Below are 15,144 nucleotides of genomic sequence, written 5' to 3'. Positions count from 1 at the left end.
CTGGGAACGCACCCGAACACATGAGGACCGCAAATGGCTCAGGCCACGCCCGCGCTGGAAATCCGCAACCTGCACAAACGCTATGGCGAGCAGGAAATTCTCAAGGGCATTTCGCTGACCGCGCGCGACGGTGACGTGATCTCCATCCTCGGCTCGTCCGGCTCTGGCAAGTCCACCCTGCTGCGCTGCATCAATCTGCTGGAGAACCCGCACCAGGGCGAGATCCTGGTCGCCGGTGAAGCCCTCAAGCTCAAGGCGCAGAAAAACGGCGACCTGATCGCCGCCGACAACCGCCAGATCAACCGCCTGCGCAGCGAGATCGGCTTTGTCTTCCAGAATTTCAACCTGTGGCCGCACATGTCGATCCTCGACAACATCATCGAGGCGCCGCGCCGCGTGCTCGGCCAGAGCAAGGCCGAGGCCATCGAGCATGCCGAGGCGCTGCTGAACAAGGTCGGCATCTTCGACAAGCGCCACAGCTACCCTGCCCAGCTTTCCGGTGGCCAGCAACAACGTGCCGCCATCGCCCGTACCCTGGCCATGAAGCCCAAGGTCATCCTGTTCGACGAGCCAACCTCGGCGCTCGATCCGGAGATGGTCCAGGAAGTGCTTAACGTCATCCGCGCCCTGGCCGAAGAAGGCCGTACCATGCTGCTGGTGACGCACGAGATGAACTTTGCCCGCCAGGTGTCCAGTGAAGTGGTCTTCCTGCACCAGGGCCTGGTCGAAGAGCAAGGATCGCCGCAGCAGGTCTTCGAAAACCCGACCTCGGCGCGTTGCAAGCAATTCATGTCCAGCCACCGCTAACGGAGCAACACGAATGCAGACCTATAAGAAAGTCCTCCTGGCCGCTGCCGCCACCCTGGTGTTCTCGGCCAATGCCATGGCAGCCGAGAAACTGAAAATGGGCATCGAGGCTGCCTACCCGCCGTTCAACAACAAAGATGCCAGCGGCCAGGTCGTGGGCTTCGACAAAGACATCGGCGACGCCCTGTGCGCCAAGATGAAGGTCGAATGCGAAGTGGTCACCTCCGACTGGGACGGCATCATCCCCGCCCTGAACGCCAAGAAGTTCGACTTCATCGTCTCCTCGCTGTCGATCACCGACGAGCGCAAGCAGGCCGTGGACTTCACCGACCCGTACTATTCGAACAAGCAGCAGTTCATCGCGCCGAAGAACGTCGACTTCAAGACAGACGACAAATCGCTCGAAGGCAAGACCATTGGCACCCAGCGCGCCACCCAGGCCGCTACCTGGCTGGACGATCACGGCGGTATGGACGGCAAATTCAAGGTCAATCTGTATGACGGCCAGGAAAACGCCTACCTGGACCTGACCTCCGGCCGCGTCGACGCCATCCTCGCCGACAAGTACGCCAACTACGACTGGCTGAAATCCGAAGCCGGCAAGAACTACGAGTTCAAAGGCGACCCGGTGAACGAAAGCGACAAGGTCGGCATCGCAGTACGCAAAGGCGACAACGAGCTGCGTAACAAGCTCAATGCCGCACTGAAGGAAATCGTCGCCGACGGTACCTACAAGAAGATCAACGACAAGTACTTCCCGTTCAGCATCTATTGATTCGCCCCGACAGGCATCGCCGCCTTGGCGGTGCCTGTCCCTTGAACAAACTTACCCATGAATATCGACCTGCACGGATTCGGCCCGGCCATGATGGCCGGTACCCTGATGACCGTAAAACTGGCGCTCTGCGCCTTGCTGCTGGGGCTGGTCCTGGGCCTGCTCGGCGCCCTGGCCAAGACCTCGCCGGTCAAGCCCTTGCAATGGCTTGGCGGCACTTATTCCACACTGGTACGCGGCGTACCCGAACTGCTCTGGGTGCTGCTCATCTATTTCGGCACCGTCGGGCTGATGAACAGCCTTGGCGAACTGCTGAACATGCCTGGCCTGGAGCTCAGTGCCTTCACCGCTGGCGTGATCGCCCTCGGCCTGTGCTTCGGCGCCTACGCCACGGAAGTATTCCGCGGCGCGATCCTGGCCATCCCCAAGGGGCATCGTGAAGCGGGCCTGGCCCTTGGTCTGTCCAAGGGCCGTATCCTGTCACGGATCATCCTCCCGCAGATGTGGCGCATCGCCCTGCCGGGCCTGGGCAACCTGTTCATGATCCTGATGAAGGACACTGCGCTGGTGTCGGTGATCGGCCTGGAAGAGATCATGCGCCACGCGCAGATCGGCGTGACCGTCACCAAGGAGCCGTTCACCTTCTACGCCGTGGCCGCCTGCATATACCTGGGCCTGACCGTGATTGCCATGACCGGCATGCACTTCCTGGAAAAGCGCGCCGCTCGCGGCTTCATGAGGGCCGAATAAATGAACTGGGAAGTCATCATCAAGTGGCTGCCACGCCTGGCCCAGGGTGCCACCCTGACCCTGGAACTGGTAGCCATCGCCGTCATCGCTGGCCTGATCCTGGCCATTCCACTGGGCGTGGCGCGCTCGTCGCGACACTGGTATGTGCGCGCCCTGCCCTTCGGTTACATCTTCTTCTTCCGCGGCACGCCGCTGCTGGTGCAGCTGTTCCTGGTGTACTACGGCCTGGCCCAGTTCGACGTGGTGCGCAACAGCTCGCTGTGGCCGTACCTGCGCGATCCGTTCTGGTGCACGGTGCTGACCATGACCCTGCACACCGCCGCCTATATCGCCGAGATCCTGCGCGGTGCCTTGCAGGCGATCCCCAAGGGCGAGATCGAAGCGGCCCGAGCACTGGGCATGTCGCGGGGCAAGACGCTGCTCTACATCATGCTGCCGCGCGCCGCGCGCATCGGCCTGCCGGCCTACAGCAACGAAGTGATCCTGATGCTCAAGGCCAGTGCCCTGGCCAGTACCGTGACCTTGCTTGAATTGACCGGCATGGCACGGACCATCATTGCCCGCACCTACCTGCCGGTGGAAATCTTCTTTGCCGCCGGGGTGTTCTACCTGCTGATCTCGTTCGTGCTGGTGCAAGGCTTCAAGCTGTTGGAGCGCTGGCTGCGCGTGGATGCCTGCCAAGGGCGTTGAGGCTGTAAATACCATCGGGGCCGCTTGGCGGCCCCTATTGATAGCGCTGCGGTGCCTGCATGCCGACCACGCCTTACCTCCACGACCAGCACCTGCTCGAGCGCTTCCAGGCCCTCGACCATTTCCTGCTGCAGCACCAACAACTGTGGCGCCCGCGCCCGTTCAACCACTTGCGCCTGGATTGGGAAGACGAACACACCGAGCTGTCCTGCTGGCTGCGCCAACGTACCCTTGAGCAAGCCGAAGCCCCCGAGCAACCTGCAGCCCCGGCCCCATTTCCACAACTGGCCGCACAGGCGCAGGCACTGTCCGTCGTCGGCGAGCTGCCCGATGCCGGCCTGCACCCCGCCGCGCACCGTCTCGACGTCAACGTCCCCGGCCGCAAGTGGCAGCAGATCGAAGCCTTCAGCCGCCGCCTGGCGTTCAGCCAGCCTGCGCGGCACTGGCTCGACTGGTGCTCTGGCAAAGGCCACCTGGGCAGGCGCCTGCTGCAACCCGGCCAGCAGCTGACCTGCCTGGAGTACGACGCCGAGCTGGTCAGCGCCGGCAAGGCCCTGAGCGAGCATCACCACCTGGCTGCCACCCATGTCCAGCAGGACGTCATGGCCATGGACAGCGCCCGGCATCTGGATGGCGGCAAGAGCGCGGTCGCCCTGCACGCCTGCGGCGATCTGCATGTGCGGCTGCTGCAACTGGCAAGCGAGCAAGGGTGCCGACAGATCGCCGTCGCGCCCTGCTGCTACAACCGCATCCAGGGCAAGCGCTATCAGCCGCTCTCCGGCGCCGCCCAGGCCTCGGCCCTGGCATTGACCCAGGACGACCTGGGCCTGCCGCTGAGCGAAGCGGTCACCTCCAGCCAGCGCACCCGCCGCCAGCGCGACCAGTCCATGGCCCGCCGCCTCGGGTTCGACCTGCTGCAGCGCCAACAACGGGACGTGGACGAATACCTGCCCACCCCTTCGCTGCCGGTCAGTTGGCTGGCAAAACCTTTCGAGCATTACTGTCGCGACCTGGCCGAGCTCAAGCAACTGACGATCAACGGCCAACCCGACTGGGTTGCCCTGGAGGCAGCCGGCCAGCAACGCCTGGCCGAGGTACGCAACCTCGAACAGGTACGCAACCTGTTCCGCCGCCCACTGGAGATGTGGCTGGTGCTCGATCGCGCCCTGTTCCTGCAGGAGCAAGGCTATTCGGTACGGCTAGGCGTGTTCTGCGATTACCCGCTGACCCCGCGCAACCTGTTGCTGCTGGGTGAGCGCGACGCAACGCCGCAGCGCGGTTGACAGCCTGTGGATAACTCTGTGTACAAGCTTGTGATGAAAATCACGAAATCTTGGATCCTTGGGCTATTTGCGCTGCTTTGCTTATTCCGTCGTGGGCCTCAAAGCCAGTAAAAACAGGCCTTTGCGCAAAGACCGGTGGTAGCTCCTATCGGCATGCCTTTCGCGCAAGCGGCCAATGCCACTTGTGCATAAGCAATTTTGCCAAGCGCTTTGGAAGGGCAGTTGTCAAGCCAGTTTGAGCAAGCCCATGCCTACCAGCAGCAACGCAAGACCCAACCAACCACGCCCGGCCAGACGCTGACCGAACAAGGCCCAGCCCATGGCCACGGTGGCAAGGATGCCAAAGCCGCCCCAGATGGCGTAGGCCAGCGACAGGTCGATGTCCTTCACCGCCTGCGCCAGCGCGGTGAACGCCGCCAGCACGCAGAGGATCGAGGCCAGGCCCAGGCCCTTGCGGCGGAAACCGTCGGAATACTTGAGCAGCAGGTTGGCCAGTACCTCCAGCCCGATGGCCAGGCCCAGCCAGGCAAATGGAATCAACATGGCACGACCTCCCCTTCACGCTCGACGGACTTGGCGCGGGTACCGGCCTTTACCAGCAGGATGCCAGCGATCATCACCGCCAGGCCCAGGGCCTTGGTCCAGCCCAGGCTTTCACCGAGCCAGAGCACACTGATCAAGGTGATCAGCACGATGCCGAACCCTTCCCACAGCGCGTAGGCCACACCCACCGGCACGCGCTTGACCGCCAGGGCCAGGAAGAAATACGACAGACAGATCATGACGTACATGACGGCATGCCCCATCAAGGGGAAATGAGTGGCGGCGAGTTTCATCGACGCCGTGCCGATCACCTCGAAGGTGATGGCGACAATCAGGTAGATCCAGGAACGCATGGTGCCCTCCCATGGGCGACAGCGGCCGAGCGCACAGGCATCGGCGCCAGACAGAGACGTTTACGGCTGTAGAGGGAGGGTGGCGCTAGAGGTCGCCGGTCCAGTGACGTTCACGGGAGACCAGACGGGAGGAAGAGAGGAGCTTGAAAGCTTTACTGTTCAACATAATGAACACAAGATTATCTTAGCTGATTGATTTAGTCAAAATGATAGGCTGAGACTAATTATTTCTCGGGGAAAATGGACTTATCAAGAAAAACCCCCGTAAAGCTTGCTGAAAGCTTCGTAAATTATAATCCCCACGTTGTCTTTGCAGGAGCCGGCTTGCCCCGCGATCACCTGCAAGGCCACCCCTGCGACAAACCGTCGCCATCGAGGCAAACTAAAAATTAATTATTGTTTTACGATAATTATTCAAGAATAATCCGCTCCGTTCATCACTGTACGGAGGCACCCCATGAACAGTAGATCCGTGGCCTATGCGCGTTCGCGCCTACGCACCATAGGCGCATTCGCCGCCTACCTGGCCTGGACAACCGCGGTCGTCGAGCTGACCATCACGCCCTTGCTCTTCATCTTCGACTTCCCCGAGGTTTTCAACGGCTACCTGCAAGCCTACGGCGACCAGATGCCGCTGCTGCTCGAACCCGGCTACCAGGCATCCCCCCTGGCCGTCGGCCTGGTACTGGCGGTGGACATGATTCCCACGCTGATTTCCGTTGTGGCCCTCGGCCTGACCGGCCTGTTCTTCCACCGCCTCTCGCGTGGGCAGACCTGGACCTCGGCCAATATCAAATTGCTGTGGTGGGTCGGCCTGCTGTGCATCTTCACCCCACTGCTGTGGCCGGTGACCTACACCTTGCAGGGCCTGGCCCTGGCCATCGACCTGCCGGCCGGGGAAAGGAGCTTCAGCTTCTCGATCGGTGTATCATCGCAGGCTGTCTACGAGATCATGAAAGGCATCCTGCTGTGTGCCTTCTCGCTGCTCATGCGTGACGCCAAGACCATCAGCGATGAACACAACTGTTATGTCTGACTGCTTCCTATGCCGATAATCATCCGCCTCGACGTCGTCATGGCCCGGAACAAGATGCGTTCCAAGGACCTGGCGGAAATCATCGGTATCACGGAAGCGAACCTGTCGCTGCTGAAGAACGGCAAGATCAAGGGTTTCAAGATCGAGACCCTGGAGAAGCTGTGTCGCGCCCTGAACTGCCAGCCCGGCGATTTGCTGGAGTTCAGCGACGAATGATCAAGGACTGCAACACCCATGGCACTTTTCCACAATGGCCTGGCCGCCCTCGTGCTGGCCTGCCTGGCCTTGGCCCTGACCGGCTGCGGCCCGAGCTACACCTATAGATACTCGCCACCGCCCAGCGCGCATGGCATGAACTGCATCAACAGCTGTTCGACGGAGCGCAACCACTGCCAGCAGATGGCCCGCCTGCAGGACAACAGCGAACGTGCGCTGTACCAGGCCGAGATGAGGGCCTACCAGTACTGCCAGAACGGCAAGAGCAAGAAGGAAGCGCGTCACAGTTGCCACTACCCGAGCTACCCCTTCAATACAGGGAGCAGCTACAGTTGCGGCAATGACTACGACTCCTGCTACATGGCCTGCGGCGGCACCATCCAGCGCATCCTGAACAAAGACTGATCCCGGAACGGACTCGAACATCGTGAAACACACCAAGCCTTTCGCCCTGCTGACCCTCGCCCTGGCCATGACCGGCTGCGCCAACAGCACGCCATCCAGCAAGCCGGCCCCGTTGAACTGGAACATGCCCGGCATGCAGCTGGGCGGTGACCGCGGCCTGCCCCTGCACAACGCCGACGGCAGCTGCCGTAAGCGCGGCTGCGACAACGGCAAGCTGTTCTTCAACCCCGGCCAGCCCGAGCCAAGCGTCAACTCCATCCACCGCGGCTGGTAGGAAAATTCTCCTTTCAGTTCGGTGACTTAGGGTTTTGTGCGCTGGATGCAACGAAGTGGTTTACAGCGCCGAATCCATCGCTATAATGACGCCCCTGTGCCGGTATAGCTCAGATGGTAGAGCAACTGACTTGTAATCAGTAGGTCCCGGGTTCGATTCCTGGTGCCGGCACCATATCCAGCTCCATCGCATTCCACCGAATGCCTTGGAAGCCCCTAAAACCCGCCCTTTGGCGGGTTTTTTCGTTCCAGGACCCTCCGTCGGGATCCAACAAAATACCCCATCCCCGGGGGTATTTTTAGGGTACAGCGTCTTGCCTGCATGGAGAACGTACCCTTATGCCACGTCTAGCCGTTCCTCTCAGCGACCTCAAATGCCGTACGGCGAAACCTCGCGAACGTGCCTACAAGCTGTTCGACGGTGGCGGCATGTACCTCTTCGTGAAACCCAACGGCGTGAAGACGTGGCGATTGCGCTATTTCAAGCCCAGCGGCAAGGAAGGCACGCTGATCATCGGCAACTACCCCATCATCTCGCTGGCCGTCGCGAGGACCAAGCGCGATGAAGCCAAGGCCCTGTTGATCGACAACATCGACCCGATGGAAGAGAAGAAGAAAGCGAAGCTTGCTGCTCAACGGGCTTCCCTGCTTTTTGAAACCGTCGCCCTGGAGTGGCACGCCGAAATGTCGCGGCGCTGGACGGAGGGACACGCCAAGACCGTCATGAGCCGGTTGCGCACCCACGTCTTCCCCCTGATCGGCCAACGTCCCATCGCTGAGCTTGATACCCATGATCTGCTTGAGATCACTATGCGTATCAAAGAGCGCGGCACCATGGACGTTGCTCTGCGCGTGCAGAATTATCTCTCCACGATTATGCGGGGCGCGAAGCGGGCACGGCAGATCAGCCAGAATCCTGCGCTCGATCTGGCAGGGTCGATTCATGCCCCGCGTACCGTGCACCGCCCTGCCCTCTCACTCAACCGTCTCCCCGAACTACTAAGCCGGATCGACAACTACAACGGCCGTGAGCTAACCAAGCTGGCTGTATTGCTGACGCTGCACGTGTTCGTGCGCTCCAGCGAACTGCGCTTTGCGCGCTGGGATGAGTTCGACCTGCAAAGGGCGATGTGGGAAATCCCGGACACCCGTAAGCCAATCGACGGCGTGCGCAATTCTACCCGTGGCACCAAGATGAGCGGAGACATACAGATGGTGCCTCTCTCTCCCCAAGTCATCGCGATCCTTGAACGGCTCCGTAGCCTGAATCGCTTCTCCGAGCTCGTGTTGCCCGGTGATCACAAGTACTGGAAACCCATGTCGGAAAACACCGTGAATCAAGTCCTGCGCAACGTCGGCTACGACACATCCAAGGAAGTATGCGGGCATGGATTCAGGACCATGGCCTGTAGCGCCTTGCTGGAGTCAGGGCTGTGGACAGACGCGGCTATTGAGCGACAGATGAGCCACAAGGAACGCAATCGCGTGCGCGCCGCCTATATCCACAAGGCCGAATTCCTAGAGCAGCGCCGGTTGATCATGGCGTGGTGGAGCAACTACATCGATGCCAACAGATCGGGGCATGTCACTCCACATGAGTTCGCCCATCCAGCTGGCGACAACATCACCCCCTTGCCAGGTGGGCGTGGCGCATTCAATCGTCGGTGAACCCTCCAGAACACCGTTGGCCACTCTTTAATTCGGGTCCATCCAAACAGGGCTGCAAAGCCGCCCTGTTTGGATGGACCTCGCTTTGCAAAGCTAAAAGCCGACACAAATCCTTTGGATACCACTAATTTCCACCGGTGGATAATTTCATACACAGCCCCAGAGGCCACGAGGAGTGGGGCGTTGACCAAAATTATCCACAGGCGTAGAACTGTTGTTGCAAACGCTGTCGTTGACAGCACCCCAAGTGACCCGAGCCTTAAAGGTCACGCCGCTCCCGCGGTGGTTCTCCCCAAGGGCGATTCGCATCCGGCAGCTCGCCCGGTCACTACCCATGTGATGGATGCTCTTACACATACGGCGCTCGTGCGCCAATACACCGTACCCAGCTGCCCTGCAGCAACCTATCCGCTTGGCCGATTATTGCGCCAACCTGTGCCCGTCTCTTTCTGTGGAAAGAGACGGGCGCGTCTAACACTGCTGCAGCCTTGATCGCATTTGGCTTTGCGGCAACCTCACTCGTGACAATCGGCGTGACAAACGCCGATGTCACCAGCAACAGCGATGTAGATGATGGTGCCGCAGACCAGGGAATGGACTGCACCTGACTGACAGTCAGGCATGCCCCGGTCATCGCATTGCTGCTTGCACATGGCTCAGGATCTTCAGGCGCAGGTCTCGTCAGCCAGCGCTGCCTCCACCCGCCCACCGGTACCGGTGTTCAGGAGGCCAGATCATGAGATGCCCTTGCTCCCGGTCGTAAGGAGCCGCCAGTCCCGCGTAGAGGACATTCCCCACAGGTCGCAGGGGCCTTGATCCCTGATAACACTCAGCATTCTTGGCGGGATGACGTGGGGAGGGTTTTGATGGCTTAGCCTCAAAGGAAGCTGATTCGTGACAATTACAAACAGTCGTGATGGGTGTATTCGATGGTGCAGGCCTATTTGGAGGCAACCATCCGTCAGGCGGACGTGATCTGACATTCATCTATGGTACCTTGCACGCCCTAAATCGCTCACATGCTTCTTGACAGCTTGGCGTATCCCAGTAGGCTAGCGCCTCGGTGCGCTAGCCTACCGGGATACGCCAAGCTAGAGTACAGAGGGATACCAACCAATTTTGCCTGCATGGTCTACCCTTACGCTAGAGTTGTAAGCGGGTGAGCATTTTTACTAAGGATTATCGCCGATGAGAACTGAAGAACGCGTTGTAACGCCGGTCGCGAAGGGCGTTCGCAGTGATGAGCCGCGTAGCTCTGTAATCTTTTCGGATGCATTTGCTGAGCGAAAAAAGCAAAAAGAATACCAACATGCGATAGCTCAGATTGCCGAGCGCGCAAAGAAACTTGAGTGGTAGCGTAAACAAATGGCAACAGGGACCGTTCAAAGTATTGTTAAATCTGGCACAGCAAAAACCAACAACATCGACACAGATAAAGACTTAAAAGAAAAAATTAAGTCTCGCCGTACCAATGAGCTAGTTATTGGCGTATGCGGCGCCGTCGGGTGTAATCTGCAAGATGTTGTTTCTGAGCTTAAGGACCAATTTGGCGCCTTTTCCTACGAAGTGACTATTGTCAAAGTAAGCAGCCTTATCAAAGAGCTCGCTGCAAAGCACGATGATCTCTCAAGGATTGGTCCGGATATAGATTCAATCGAATCTCTGGATTTCTTTTCCCGCTACACAGCACTCCAAGATCTTGGCAATGCTATTCGTGACAAGTTCACAGATGACACTTTAGCAACACAAGCCATTAAGTTCATCTCAGCCAATCGCCAAGTGAAAATGAACGCGAGTGGCGATGCGGTCCCACCTCGTGCTGTGTATATTGTCGACCAACTTAAACATCCGGCTGAAGTTGAGCTATTCCGCCTTACCTACCGCAATGCTTTCTTCCTCGTAGGTGTGATGAGCCCTCAGAACGCTCGCTTGGAATATTTGCAATCGGAAGGATTGATCCCTGTCGAGGCGCAAAACCTAGTCGAGCGCGACCGGAAAGATAATGTAACTCACGGGCAACAGCTTGAAAAAACCATTCACAGATCAGATTTCTTTGTTAAACATAGCTTGAAAAGCTCTGGCAACATAACCAAACCGTGCAAACGGTTTGTTGGACTAGTCCATGGCGAAAATGGTATTACGCCTACTCGTGACGAAGCAGGTATGTATGCGGCTTACGCTGCCTCCTTAAAGTCAGCTTGTTTAAGCCGGCAAGTCGGTGCAGCAATTGCCAATGCTGCAGGCGATGTCATATCTGTAGGCTGGAACGATGTTCCCGCTGGTGGAGGCGGCCTCTATAACGAAGACTCTGAAAATGACCAGCGTTGTGTAGTGCACGGTAAAAAATGCTACAACGATGACACAAAGCAACGTCTAGCCAAGGATATTGTTGCTATACTCTCTAAGGCAAAAAGTAGCGAAAATAGCCCCGTCCGTAGCAGGCCAGAAAAAGATGAAGCTCTGCATGCTCTCATCCCAGTCACCACTGACACTGAAGAAAAGAAGGCTCTCCTTTCATCAGTGGATGCATCACGGTTGGCCAAACAAATCCTGGAAATCACCGCACTAGGGTCAATCATCGAATATTCTCGCGCTATCCACGCAGAGATGGAAGCGATCCTGAATATCGCTCGAAGCGGAAAAAGCTCCACCCTCGGCTCCGTCATGTATACAACGACCTATCCCTGCCACAATTGCGCTCGGCATATCATTGCGTCCGGGATATCCCGCGTTGTTTATATTGAACCATACGAAAAAAGCCTAGCCATGAAATTGCACTCAGATGCGATTTCCATAGATGAATCATCCAGCGGAAAAGTCTTGTTCGAAAACTTCCAAGGTGTTTCACCTACTCGTTATACAACTCTATTCGCATTCAGCCATCGCCGAAAAGACAATAACGGCCAAGCTGTTCGAATTGTAGGTAAGGATGCCTCGCTTATTTCTCACGAATATCTTGATTCTTACCTTGATGTAGAGAGCAAGGTGGCTCTTAAGGGCCTAGAAGATAGCGGTGAAGCTCCCAACTGATGAAATAATTCAATTCCGTGAAACTATGACTCAGCAAAAGTCTTTCAGCGGATATTGACGACCACTTCAACAGCGCCGTTGCTTCTGTTCAGCTTCTGAGCAGAAGCACTCGGGCTGATCAGAATTAAAAATTCAGATGCTTGATGAGGAACGATCCATGCGCTTCATCGCCACTAGAAAACTCGAACGTGTAAAGGTTTTCTAATTTTCCCGATTCGATTCCACAGAAAGCCATAACTAGCTGATTTTTTTATAGATACCCTTTGAGGTACGTCGAAAAATCCACCAAATTCCAGTCGCGCCAAAATCGGGGCCTCACAACCAACAACCGTTCGTCTGGTGCCGCACCATCCTCAAAAGCCTCGACAAATGTCGGGGCTTTTTCGTTTCCGCTGTCCCTCAGCCGAAAAAAATCCCTCAAAGCCAACCCGATCAATGAGCGGGCTTGCCTACGATGGGCCGCACAGCGGCCCCGGCAATCTCTGACAACACCCCCCTCTCCACCCAGCAAGACACGCCTCCAAACACAAACGCTTTGACTTGCCAAACGAGCCCAGCTACGATTTTATCTTAAATTTTAGATATTCCTGCTGAGGCAACCCCATGGCGCTTCAATTCCACGAAAGCCCTTTCCACGCCACCCACGATGCAGAGACGGCCAGCAAAATGGCCTTGAAGATGGACCTGTCTATCTTCATCACGCATTGCATCAAAAAAATGGGCCTCAAACAGCACGAAGCCGCGGCCAGGCTGAACGTGACACAGTCCCGGGTATCCGAGCTGGCCAATGGCAAGATCGAGAAGTTCACGCTGGACGCCATGATGGACATGCTCGACAAGCTCGGCTTTAGAACGAGCCTGACCCTCCCTTCGAACGATGCCGATTCGCCTGCGCAGATCGTGATCACTCAAACGCCCGGCAGCTAAACCCTGTACCCCATCTTCCGCAGCTCTTGCTTGAACTCCTTCATGCGATCTTCAGCGACCTGCCTCGCATGCCGGTCGGACCTGTTAGTCGTTTTCACGAACGAATGCAACACAACGACCATGTCCGCAAATTTGGCCACATACACGCAGCGGAATGCAGGGCTGCCGTTGATGATGAGCTCTATCGCGCCCGCCCCCCACCGACTCCGTCAGCGCCTTGATCGGCCGCTCAGGGTCCTGGCCATACTGAATACGACGCAGGTCTTTGCCGAAATCGTCCTGAACATCCTGCGGAAGATCCTTGTACTCACGCTCAGCAGCGGCACTCACAAACGCAAACTTTCTCAACGGTCTACCTACAAACGAAATGCTGGCATCGTGGACGGCATGCATGCCGGAGAACGTGGAATTTAGCGCAGTCGATTGCTCTGGGCGGGGGTAGAAGTGTTTCGGGATATCAGCTTGAAATAGGGTGTTTCATTCACCTGCACGGCTTGAGCTGGCCTGAGGCGTCGCAGGAGATGGTGGGCGGCAATCGCGTTGCTCGGAGCAATGGGCTGTAACACCAAGGCGGACATCTGCCGCCATGGCGTCCGAGCTATGGTCAGAAACGGCTATTGAACGGCAGTTGAGCCACAAGAAGCGCAACAACGAGCGCGCCGCCTGTACCCAATGGGACGAGTTCCTCGAAGAGCGCCGGATGATCATGACCTGGTGGAGCCGGTTTCTGAAGGCGAACCGCGACAACCATGTGACGCCGCAGGAGTTTGCCAAGCAGGCGGGGAAGAACGTCACGCGCCTTCGCAGTGGCAAGAGGACCGAGTAGCCCGCCGCACCACCTCAATTCGCTGTGAAGTTACCCACAGGACCGCGTGATGCTCCTCCGCGCGGGTCCTTTCAAACGGGGCTGCAAAGCCGCCCCGTGACCATACCCAAGAAAAAAACTGCTGGCACAGCTTACGTATGTGGAAAACCATTGATGTCCACCGGGGGGTAGTTTTATCCACAGGCGCTAAATCCCTGATATCCCGCTGCTTGACGAATATTGTCCACAAGCGTAGGCCGGGAGTCGCAAGTGCTGTCGCCTCAAAACCCTCGACGAATGCCGGGGCTTGTTCGTTTCCGCGCCTGCGACACATTGTCCACCCTCTCTACTTCTTGTTTTCGCTCAATAAACCCTAATTTCAAAGCGGCTATTCCTGTGCCCGACGACTTTCGTCGACTTAAGGAGAAGTCCCATGAACGAGCAAGAAGGCGTGTCCCTGACCCGGCGTGGCATGCTGGCCGGCACTGTGTTGCTGGGCGTCGGAGCCTCGGCGCTAGGCAGTGGCCTGGCCCAGGCCGCGACCGCTTCGCCCGCCGCCGGCCCGGTGCCTGACCTGGCGAAACTGGAGCGGGTAAGTGTCGAACTGGTGGCACCGCCACAGGTGCACCCCCACAGCCAGCGCGCTCCCGGCAAGCCGCGCATTGTCGAGTTCCGCATGGTCATCGAGGAGAAGGAACTGGCTGTCGACAGCACCGGCGCCTACATCCACGCGATGACCTTCAACGGCTCGGTGCCCGGCCCGCTGATGGTGGTGCACGAGGGCGACTACGTGGAGCTCACGCTGGTCAACCCGGCCAGCAACAGCATGATGCACAACATCGACTTCCACGCCTCCACCGGCGCCCTCGGCGGCGGTGAGTTGACCCATGTGAAGCCGGGCGAGCAGGTGGTGCTGCGCTTCAAGGCCGACCGTGCCGGGGTGTTCGTGTATCACTGCGCGCCGGGCGGGGCGATGATTCCCTGGCACGTAGTGTGTGGCATGAACGGCGCGATCATGGTGCTGCCCCGTGACGGCCTGAAAGACCCCGAGGGCCGCCCGTTGCAGTACGACAAGGCCTGGTATATCGGCGAGCAGGACTACTACATCCCCCGCGACAAGGACGGCAAGTACAAGCGCTACGCCAACCCCATGGCCAGCTTCGGTGATATGAGCCAGCTGATGAAAGGGCTGGTGCCCAGCCATGTGGTGTTCAACGGCAGCGTCGGCGCCCTGACCGGCAAGCAGGCGCTCACCGCCAAGGTGGGCGAGACCGTGCTGATCGTTCATTCCCAGGCCAACCGTGATACCCGCCCGCACCTGATCGGTGGCCACGGCGACTACGTCTGGGCCTCGGGCAAGTTCGCCAACCCGCCGCAGCGCAACCTGGAGACTTGGTTCATCCCCGGCGGCGCGGCGGGGGCGGCGTTGTACACCTTCCGCCAGCCCGGCCTGTACACCTACCTCAACCACAACCTGATCGAGGCGGTGATGCTCGGCGCCGCCGCGCATGTGCAGGTGGAGGGGCAGTGGAATGACGACCTGATGAAGCAGGTGCAGGCACCCGGGCCGATCCGCTAGCGGT

Annotated in this window: 16 protein-coding genes, 1 tRNA gene and 2 pseudogenes; 16 read left to right on the top strand and 3 right to left on the bottom strand. The window is 58.4% G+C overall.

Going from position 1 to position 15,144, the window contains the following annotated elements:
* Nucleotides 1-33: 33 nt before the first annotated feature.
* From BMY03_RS10435 to BMY03_RS10415, 5 genes are read left to right on the top strand one after another with little or no spacing between them, the layout of a single operon-like run.
* Complete coding sequence (locus BMY03_RS10435) at nucleotides 34-807, top strand: ABC transporter ATP-binding protein (RefSeq protein ID WP_046853793.1); 774 nt, start codon at nucleotides 34-36, stop codon at nucleotides 805-807.
* Between the two features lie 13 nt (nucleotides 808-820).
* Nucleotides 821-1,582: an ABC transporter substrate-binding protein gene (locus BMY03_RS10430; protein ID WP_094010997.1), complete on the top strand. Its 762-nt coding sequence runs from the start codon at nucleotides 821-823 to the stop codon at nucleotides 1,580-1,582.
* A gap of 57 nt (nucleotides 1,583-1,639) precedes the next feature.
* On the top strand, nucleotides 1,640-2,332 hold the full coding sequence (locus BMY03_RS10425) for an ABC transporter permease (RefSeq protein ID WP_094010996.1): 693 nt from the start codon (nucleotides 1,640-1,642) through the stop codon (nucleotides 2,330-2,332).
* Nucleotides 2,333-3,022 carry an ABC transporter permease gene (locus tag BMY03_RS10420; protein WP_023630847.1) on the top strand — a complete coding sequence of 230 codons (690 nt, stop codon included), beginning with the start codon at nucleotides 2,333-2,335 and terminating at the stop codon, nucleotides 3,020-3,022.
* A 59-nt stretch (nucleotides 3,023-3,081) separates the two neighbouring features.
* Nucleotides 3,082-4,305, top strand: a complete 1,224-nt coding sequence (locus BMY03_RS10415; protein ID WP_094010995.1) for a methyltransferase — start codon at nucleotides 3,082-3,084, stop codon at nucleotides 4,303-4,305.
* 225 nt (nucleotides 4,306-4,530) lie between these two features.
* Here the strand turns inward: BMY03_RS10415 and mdtI are convergent, their stop codons facing one another.
* On the bottom strand, nucleotides 4,531-4,848 hold the full coding sequence (mdtI, locus tag BMY03_RS10410) for a multidrug/spermidine efflux SMR transporter subunit MdtI (RefSeq protein ID WP_094010994.1): 318 nt from the start codon (nucleotides 4,846-4,848) through the stop codon (nucleotides 4,531-4,533).
* Nucleotides 4,842-5,201: a multidrug/spermidine efflux SMR transporter subunit MdtJ gene (locus BMY03_RS10405; protein ID WP_094010993.1), complete on the bottom strand. Its 360-nt coding sequence runs from the start codon at nucleotides 5,199-5,201 to the stop codon at nucleotides 4,842-4,844. Before BMY03_RS10405 ends, mdtI begins: the two co-directional genes overlap by 7 nt.
* A gap of 457 nt (nucleotides 5,202-5,658) precedes the next feature.
* Between BMY03_RS10405 and BMY03_RS10400 the strand changes: the two genes are divergently transcribed.
* The 9 genes from BMY03_RS10400 (at nucleotide 5,659) to BMY03_RS10360 (ending at nucleotide 12,756) form a co-directional block, all read left to right on the top strand.
* Nucleotides 5,659-6,237, top strand: a complete 579-nt coding sequence (locus BMY03_RS10400) for a hypothetical protein (RefSeq protein ID WP_094010992.1) — start codon at nucleotides 5,659-5,661, stop codon at nucleotides 6,235-6,237.
* A gap of 9 nt (nucleotides 6,238-6,246) precedes the next feature.
* The gene (locus tag BMY03_RS10395; RefSeq protein ID WP_023629980.1) at nucleotides 6,247-6,453 is read left to right on the top strand and encodes a helix-turn-helix domain-containing protein; all 207 of its coding nucleotides are present in this window, start codon (nucleotides 6,247-6,249) and stop codon (nucleotides 6,451-6,453) included.
* 18 nt (nucleotides 6,454-6,471) lie between these two features.
* Nucleotides 6,472-6,858, top strand: a complete 387-nt coding sequence (locus BMY03_RS10390; RefSeq protein ID WP_046853791.1) for a hypothetical protein — start codon at nucleotides 6,472-6,474, stop codon at nucleotides 6,856-6,858.
* Nucleotides 6,859-6,880: 22 nt separating this feature from the next.
* A complete protein-coding gene (locus BMY03_RS10385) occupies nucleotides 6,881-7,132 on the top strand; it encodes a hypothetical protein (protein ID WP_425311893.1) in 252 nt (83 codons plus the stop codon).
* 98 nt (nucleotides 7,133-7,230) lie between these two features.
* Nucleotides 7,231-7,306: transfer RNA gene (locus BMY03_RS10380), tRNA-Thr, on the top strand.
* Between the two features lie 164 nt (nucleotides 7,307-7,470).
* Nucleotides 7,471-8,799 (top strand): tyrosine-type recombinase/integrase, encoded by a 1,329-nt coding sequence (locus tag BMY03_RS10375; protein ID WP_094010991.1) that lies wholly within the window; start codon nucleotides 7,471-7,473, stop codon nucleotides 8,797-8,799.
* Nucleotides 8,800-9,987: 1,188 nt separating this feature from the next.
* Nucleotides 9,988-10,155, top strand: a complete 168-nt coding sequence (locus tag BMY03_RS26340) for a hypothetical protein (RefSeq protein WP_174141966.1) — start codon at nucleotides 9,988-9,990, stop codon at nucleotides 10,153-10,155.
* Nucleotides 10,156-10,164: 9 nt separating this feature from the next.
* Nucleotides 10,165-11,829 carry an anti-phage dCTP deaminase gene (locus BMY03_RS10365; protein ID WP_094010990.1) on the top strand — a complete coding sequence of 555 codons (1,665 nt, stop codon included), beginning with the start codon at nucleotides 10,165-10,167 and terminating at the stop codon, nucleotides 11,827-11,829.
* Nucleotides 11,830-12,432: 603 nt separating this feature from the next.
* A complete protein-coding gene (locus BMY03_RS10360; protein ID WP_046853787.1) occupies nucleotides 12,433-12,756 on the top strand; it encodes a helix-turn-helix domain-containing protein in 324 nt (107 codons plus the stop codon).
* Here the strand turns inward: BMY03_RS10360 and BMY03_RS26965 are convergent.
* Nucleotides 12,753-13,104 (bottom strand): annotated as a pseudogene (locus BMY03_RS26965) (type II toxin-antitoxin system RelE/ParE family toxin). The gene BMY03_RS10360 and the pseudogene BMY03_RS26965 sit on opposite strands and share 4 nt — an antisense overlap.
* A gap of 189 nt (nucleotides 13,105-13,293) precedes the next feature.
* Here BMY03_RS26965 and BMY03_RS10345 point away from each other — a divergent pair.
* Together BMY03_RS10345 and nirK are read left to right on the top strand one after the other, a co-directional pair.
* Nucleotides 13,294-13,582: pseudogene (locus BMY03_RS10345) on the top strand (tyrosine-type recombinase/integrase); the annotation flags it as partial.
* Nucleotides 13,583-13,994: 412 nt separating this feature from the next.
* The gene (nirK, locus tag BMY03_RS10340; RefSeq protein ID WP_094010987.1) at nucleotides 13,995-15,140 is read left to right on the top strand and encodes a copper-containing nitrite reductase; all 1,146 of its coding nucleotides are present in this window, start codon (nucleotides 13,995-13,997) and stop codon (nucleotides 15,138-15,140) included.
* Nucleotides 15,141-15,144: the final 4 nt, after the last annotated feature.

The sequence above is a fragment of the Pseudomonas soli genome (genome assembly GCF_900110655.1).
GTDB classification, from domain to species: Bacteria; Pseudomonadota; Gammaproteobacteria; order Pseudomonadales; family Pseudomonadaceae; genus Aquipseudomonas; species Aquipseudomonas soli.
This window is presented reverse-complemented; position numbering and strand designations above follow the sequence as displayed.

Excerpts from the sequence above, each read along its gene's own strand:
- BMY03_RS10405 (WP_094010993.1), bottom strand. The coding sequence starts at position 5,201 with ATGCGTTCCTGGATCTACCTGATTGTCGCCATCACCTTCGAGGTGATC.
- BMY03_RS10420 (WP_023630847.1), top strand. The coding sequence starts at position 2,333 with ATGAACTGGGAAGTCATCATCAAGTGGCTGCCACGCCTGGCCCAGGGT.
- BMY03_RS10400 (WP_094010992.1), top strand. The coding sequence starts at position 5,659 with ATGAACAGTAGATCCGTGGCCTATGCGCGTTCGCGCCTACGCACCATA.
- BMY03_RS10435 (WP_046853793.1), top strand. The coding sequence starts at position 34 with ATGGCTCAGGCCACGCCCGCGCTGGAAATCCGCAACCTGCACAAACGC.
- BMY03_RS10360 (WP_046853787.1), top strand. The coding sequence starts at position 12,433 with ATGGCGCTTCAATTCCACGAAAGCCCTTTCCACGCCACCCACGATGCA.
- BMY03_RS10430 (WP_094010997.1), top strand. The coding sequence starts at position 821 with ATGCAGACCTATAAGAAAGTCCTCCTGGCCGCTGCCGCCACCCTGGTG.
- BMY03_RS10375 (WP_094010991.1), top strand. The coding sequence starts at position 7,471 with ATGCCACGTCTAGCCGTTCCTCTCAGCGACCTCAAATGCCGTACGGCG.
- BMY03_RS26340 (WP_174141966.1), top strand. The coding sequence starts at position 9,988 with ATGAGAACTGAAGAACGCGTTGTAACGCCGGTCGCGAAGGGCGTTCGC.
- BMY03_RS10390 (WP_046853791.1), top strand. The coding sequence starts at position 6,472 with ATGGCACTTTTCCACAATGGCCTGGCCGCCCTCGTGCTGGCCTGCCTG.
- BMY03_RS10425 (WP_094010996.1), top strand. The coding sequence starts at position 1,640 with ATGAATATCGACCTGCACGGATTCGGCCCGGCCATGATGGCCGGTACC.
- BMY03_RS10365 (WP_094010990.1), top strand. The coding sequence starts at position 10,165 with ATGGCAACAGGGACCGTTCAAAGTATTGTTAAATCTGGCACAGCAAAA.
- mdtI (WP_094010994.1), bottom strand. The coding sequence starts at position 4,848 with ATGTTGATTCCATTTGCCTGGCTGGGCCTGGCCATCGGGCTGGAGGTA.
- BMY03_RS10415 (WP_094010995.1), top strand. The coding sequence starts at position 3,082 with ATGCCGACCACGCCTTACCTCCACGACCAGCACCTGCTCGAGCGCTTC.
- BMY03_RS10395 (WP_023629980.1), top strand. The coding sequence starts at position 6,247 with ATGCCGATAATCATCCGCCTCGACGTCGTCATGGCCCGGAACAAGATG.
- nirK (WP_094010987.1), top strand. The coding sequence starts at position 13,995 with ATGAACGAGCAAGAAGGCGTGTCCCTGACCCGGCGTGGCATGCTGGCC.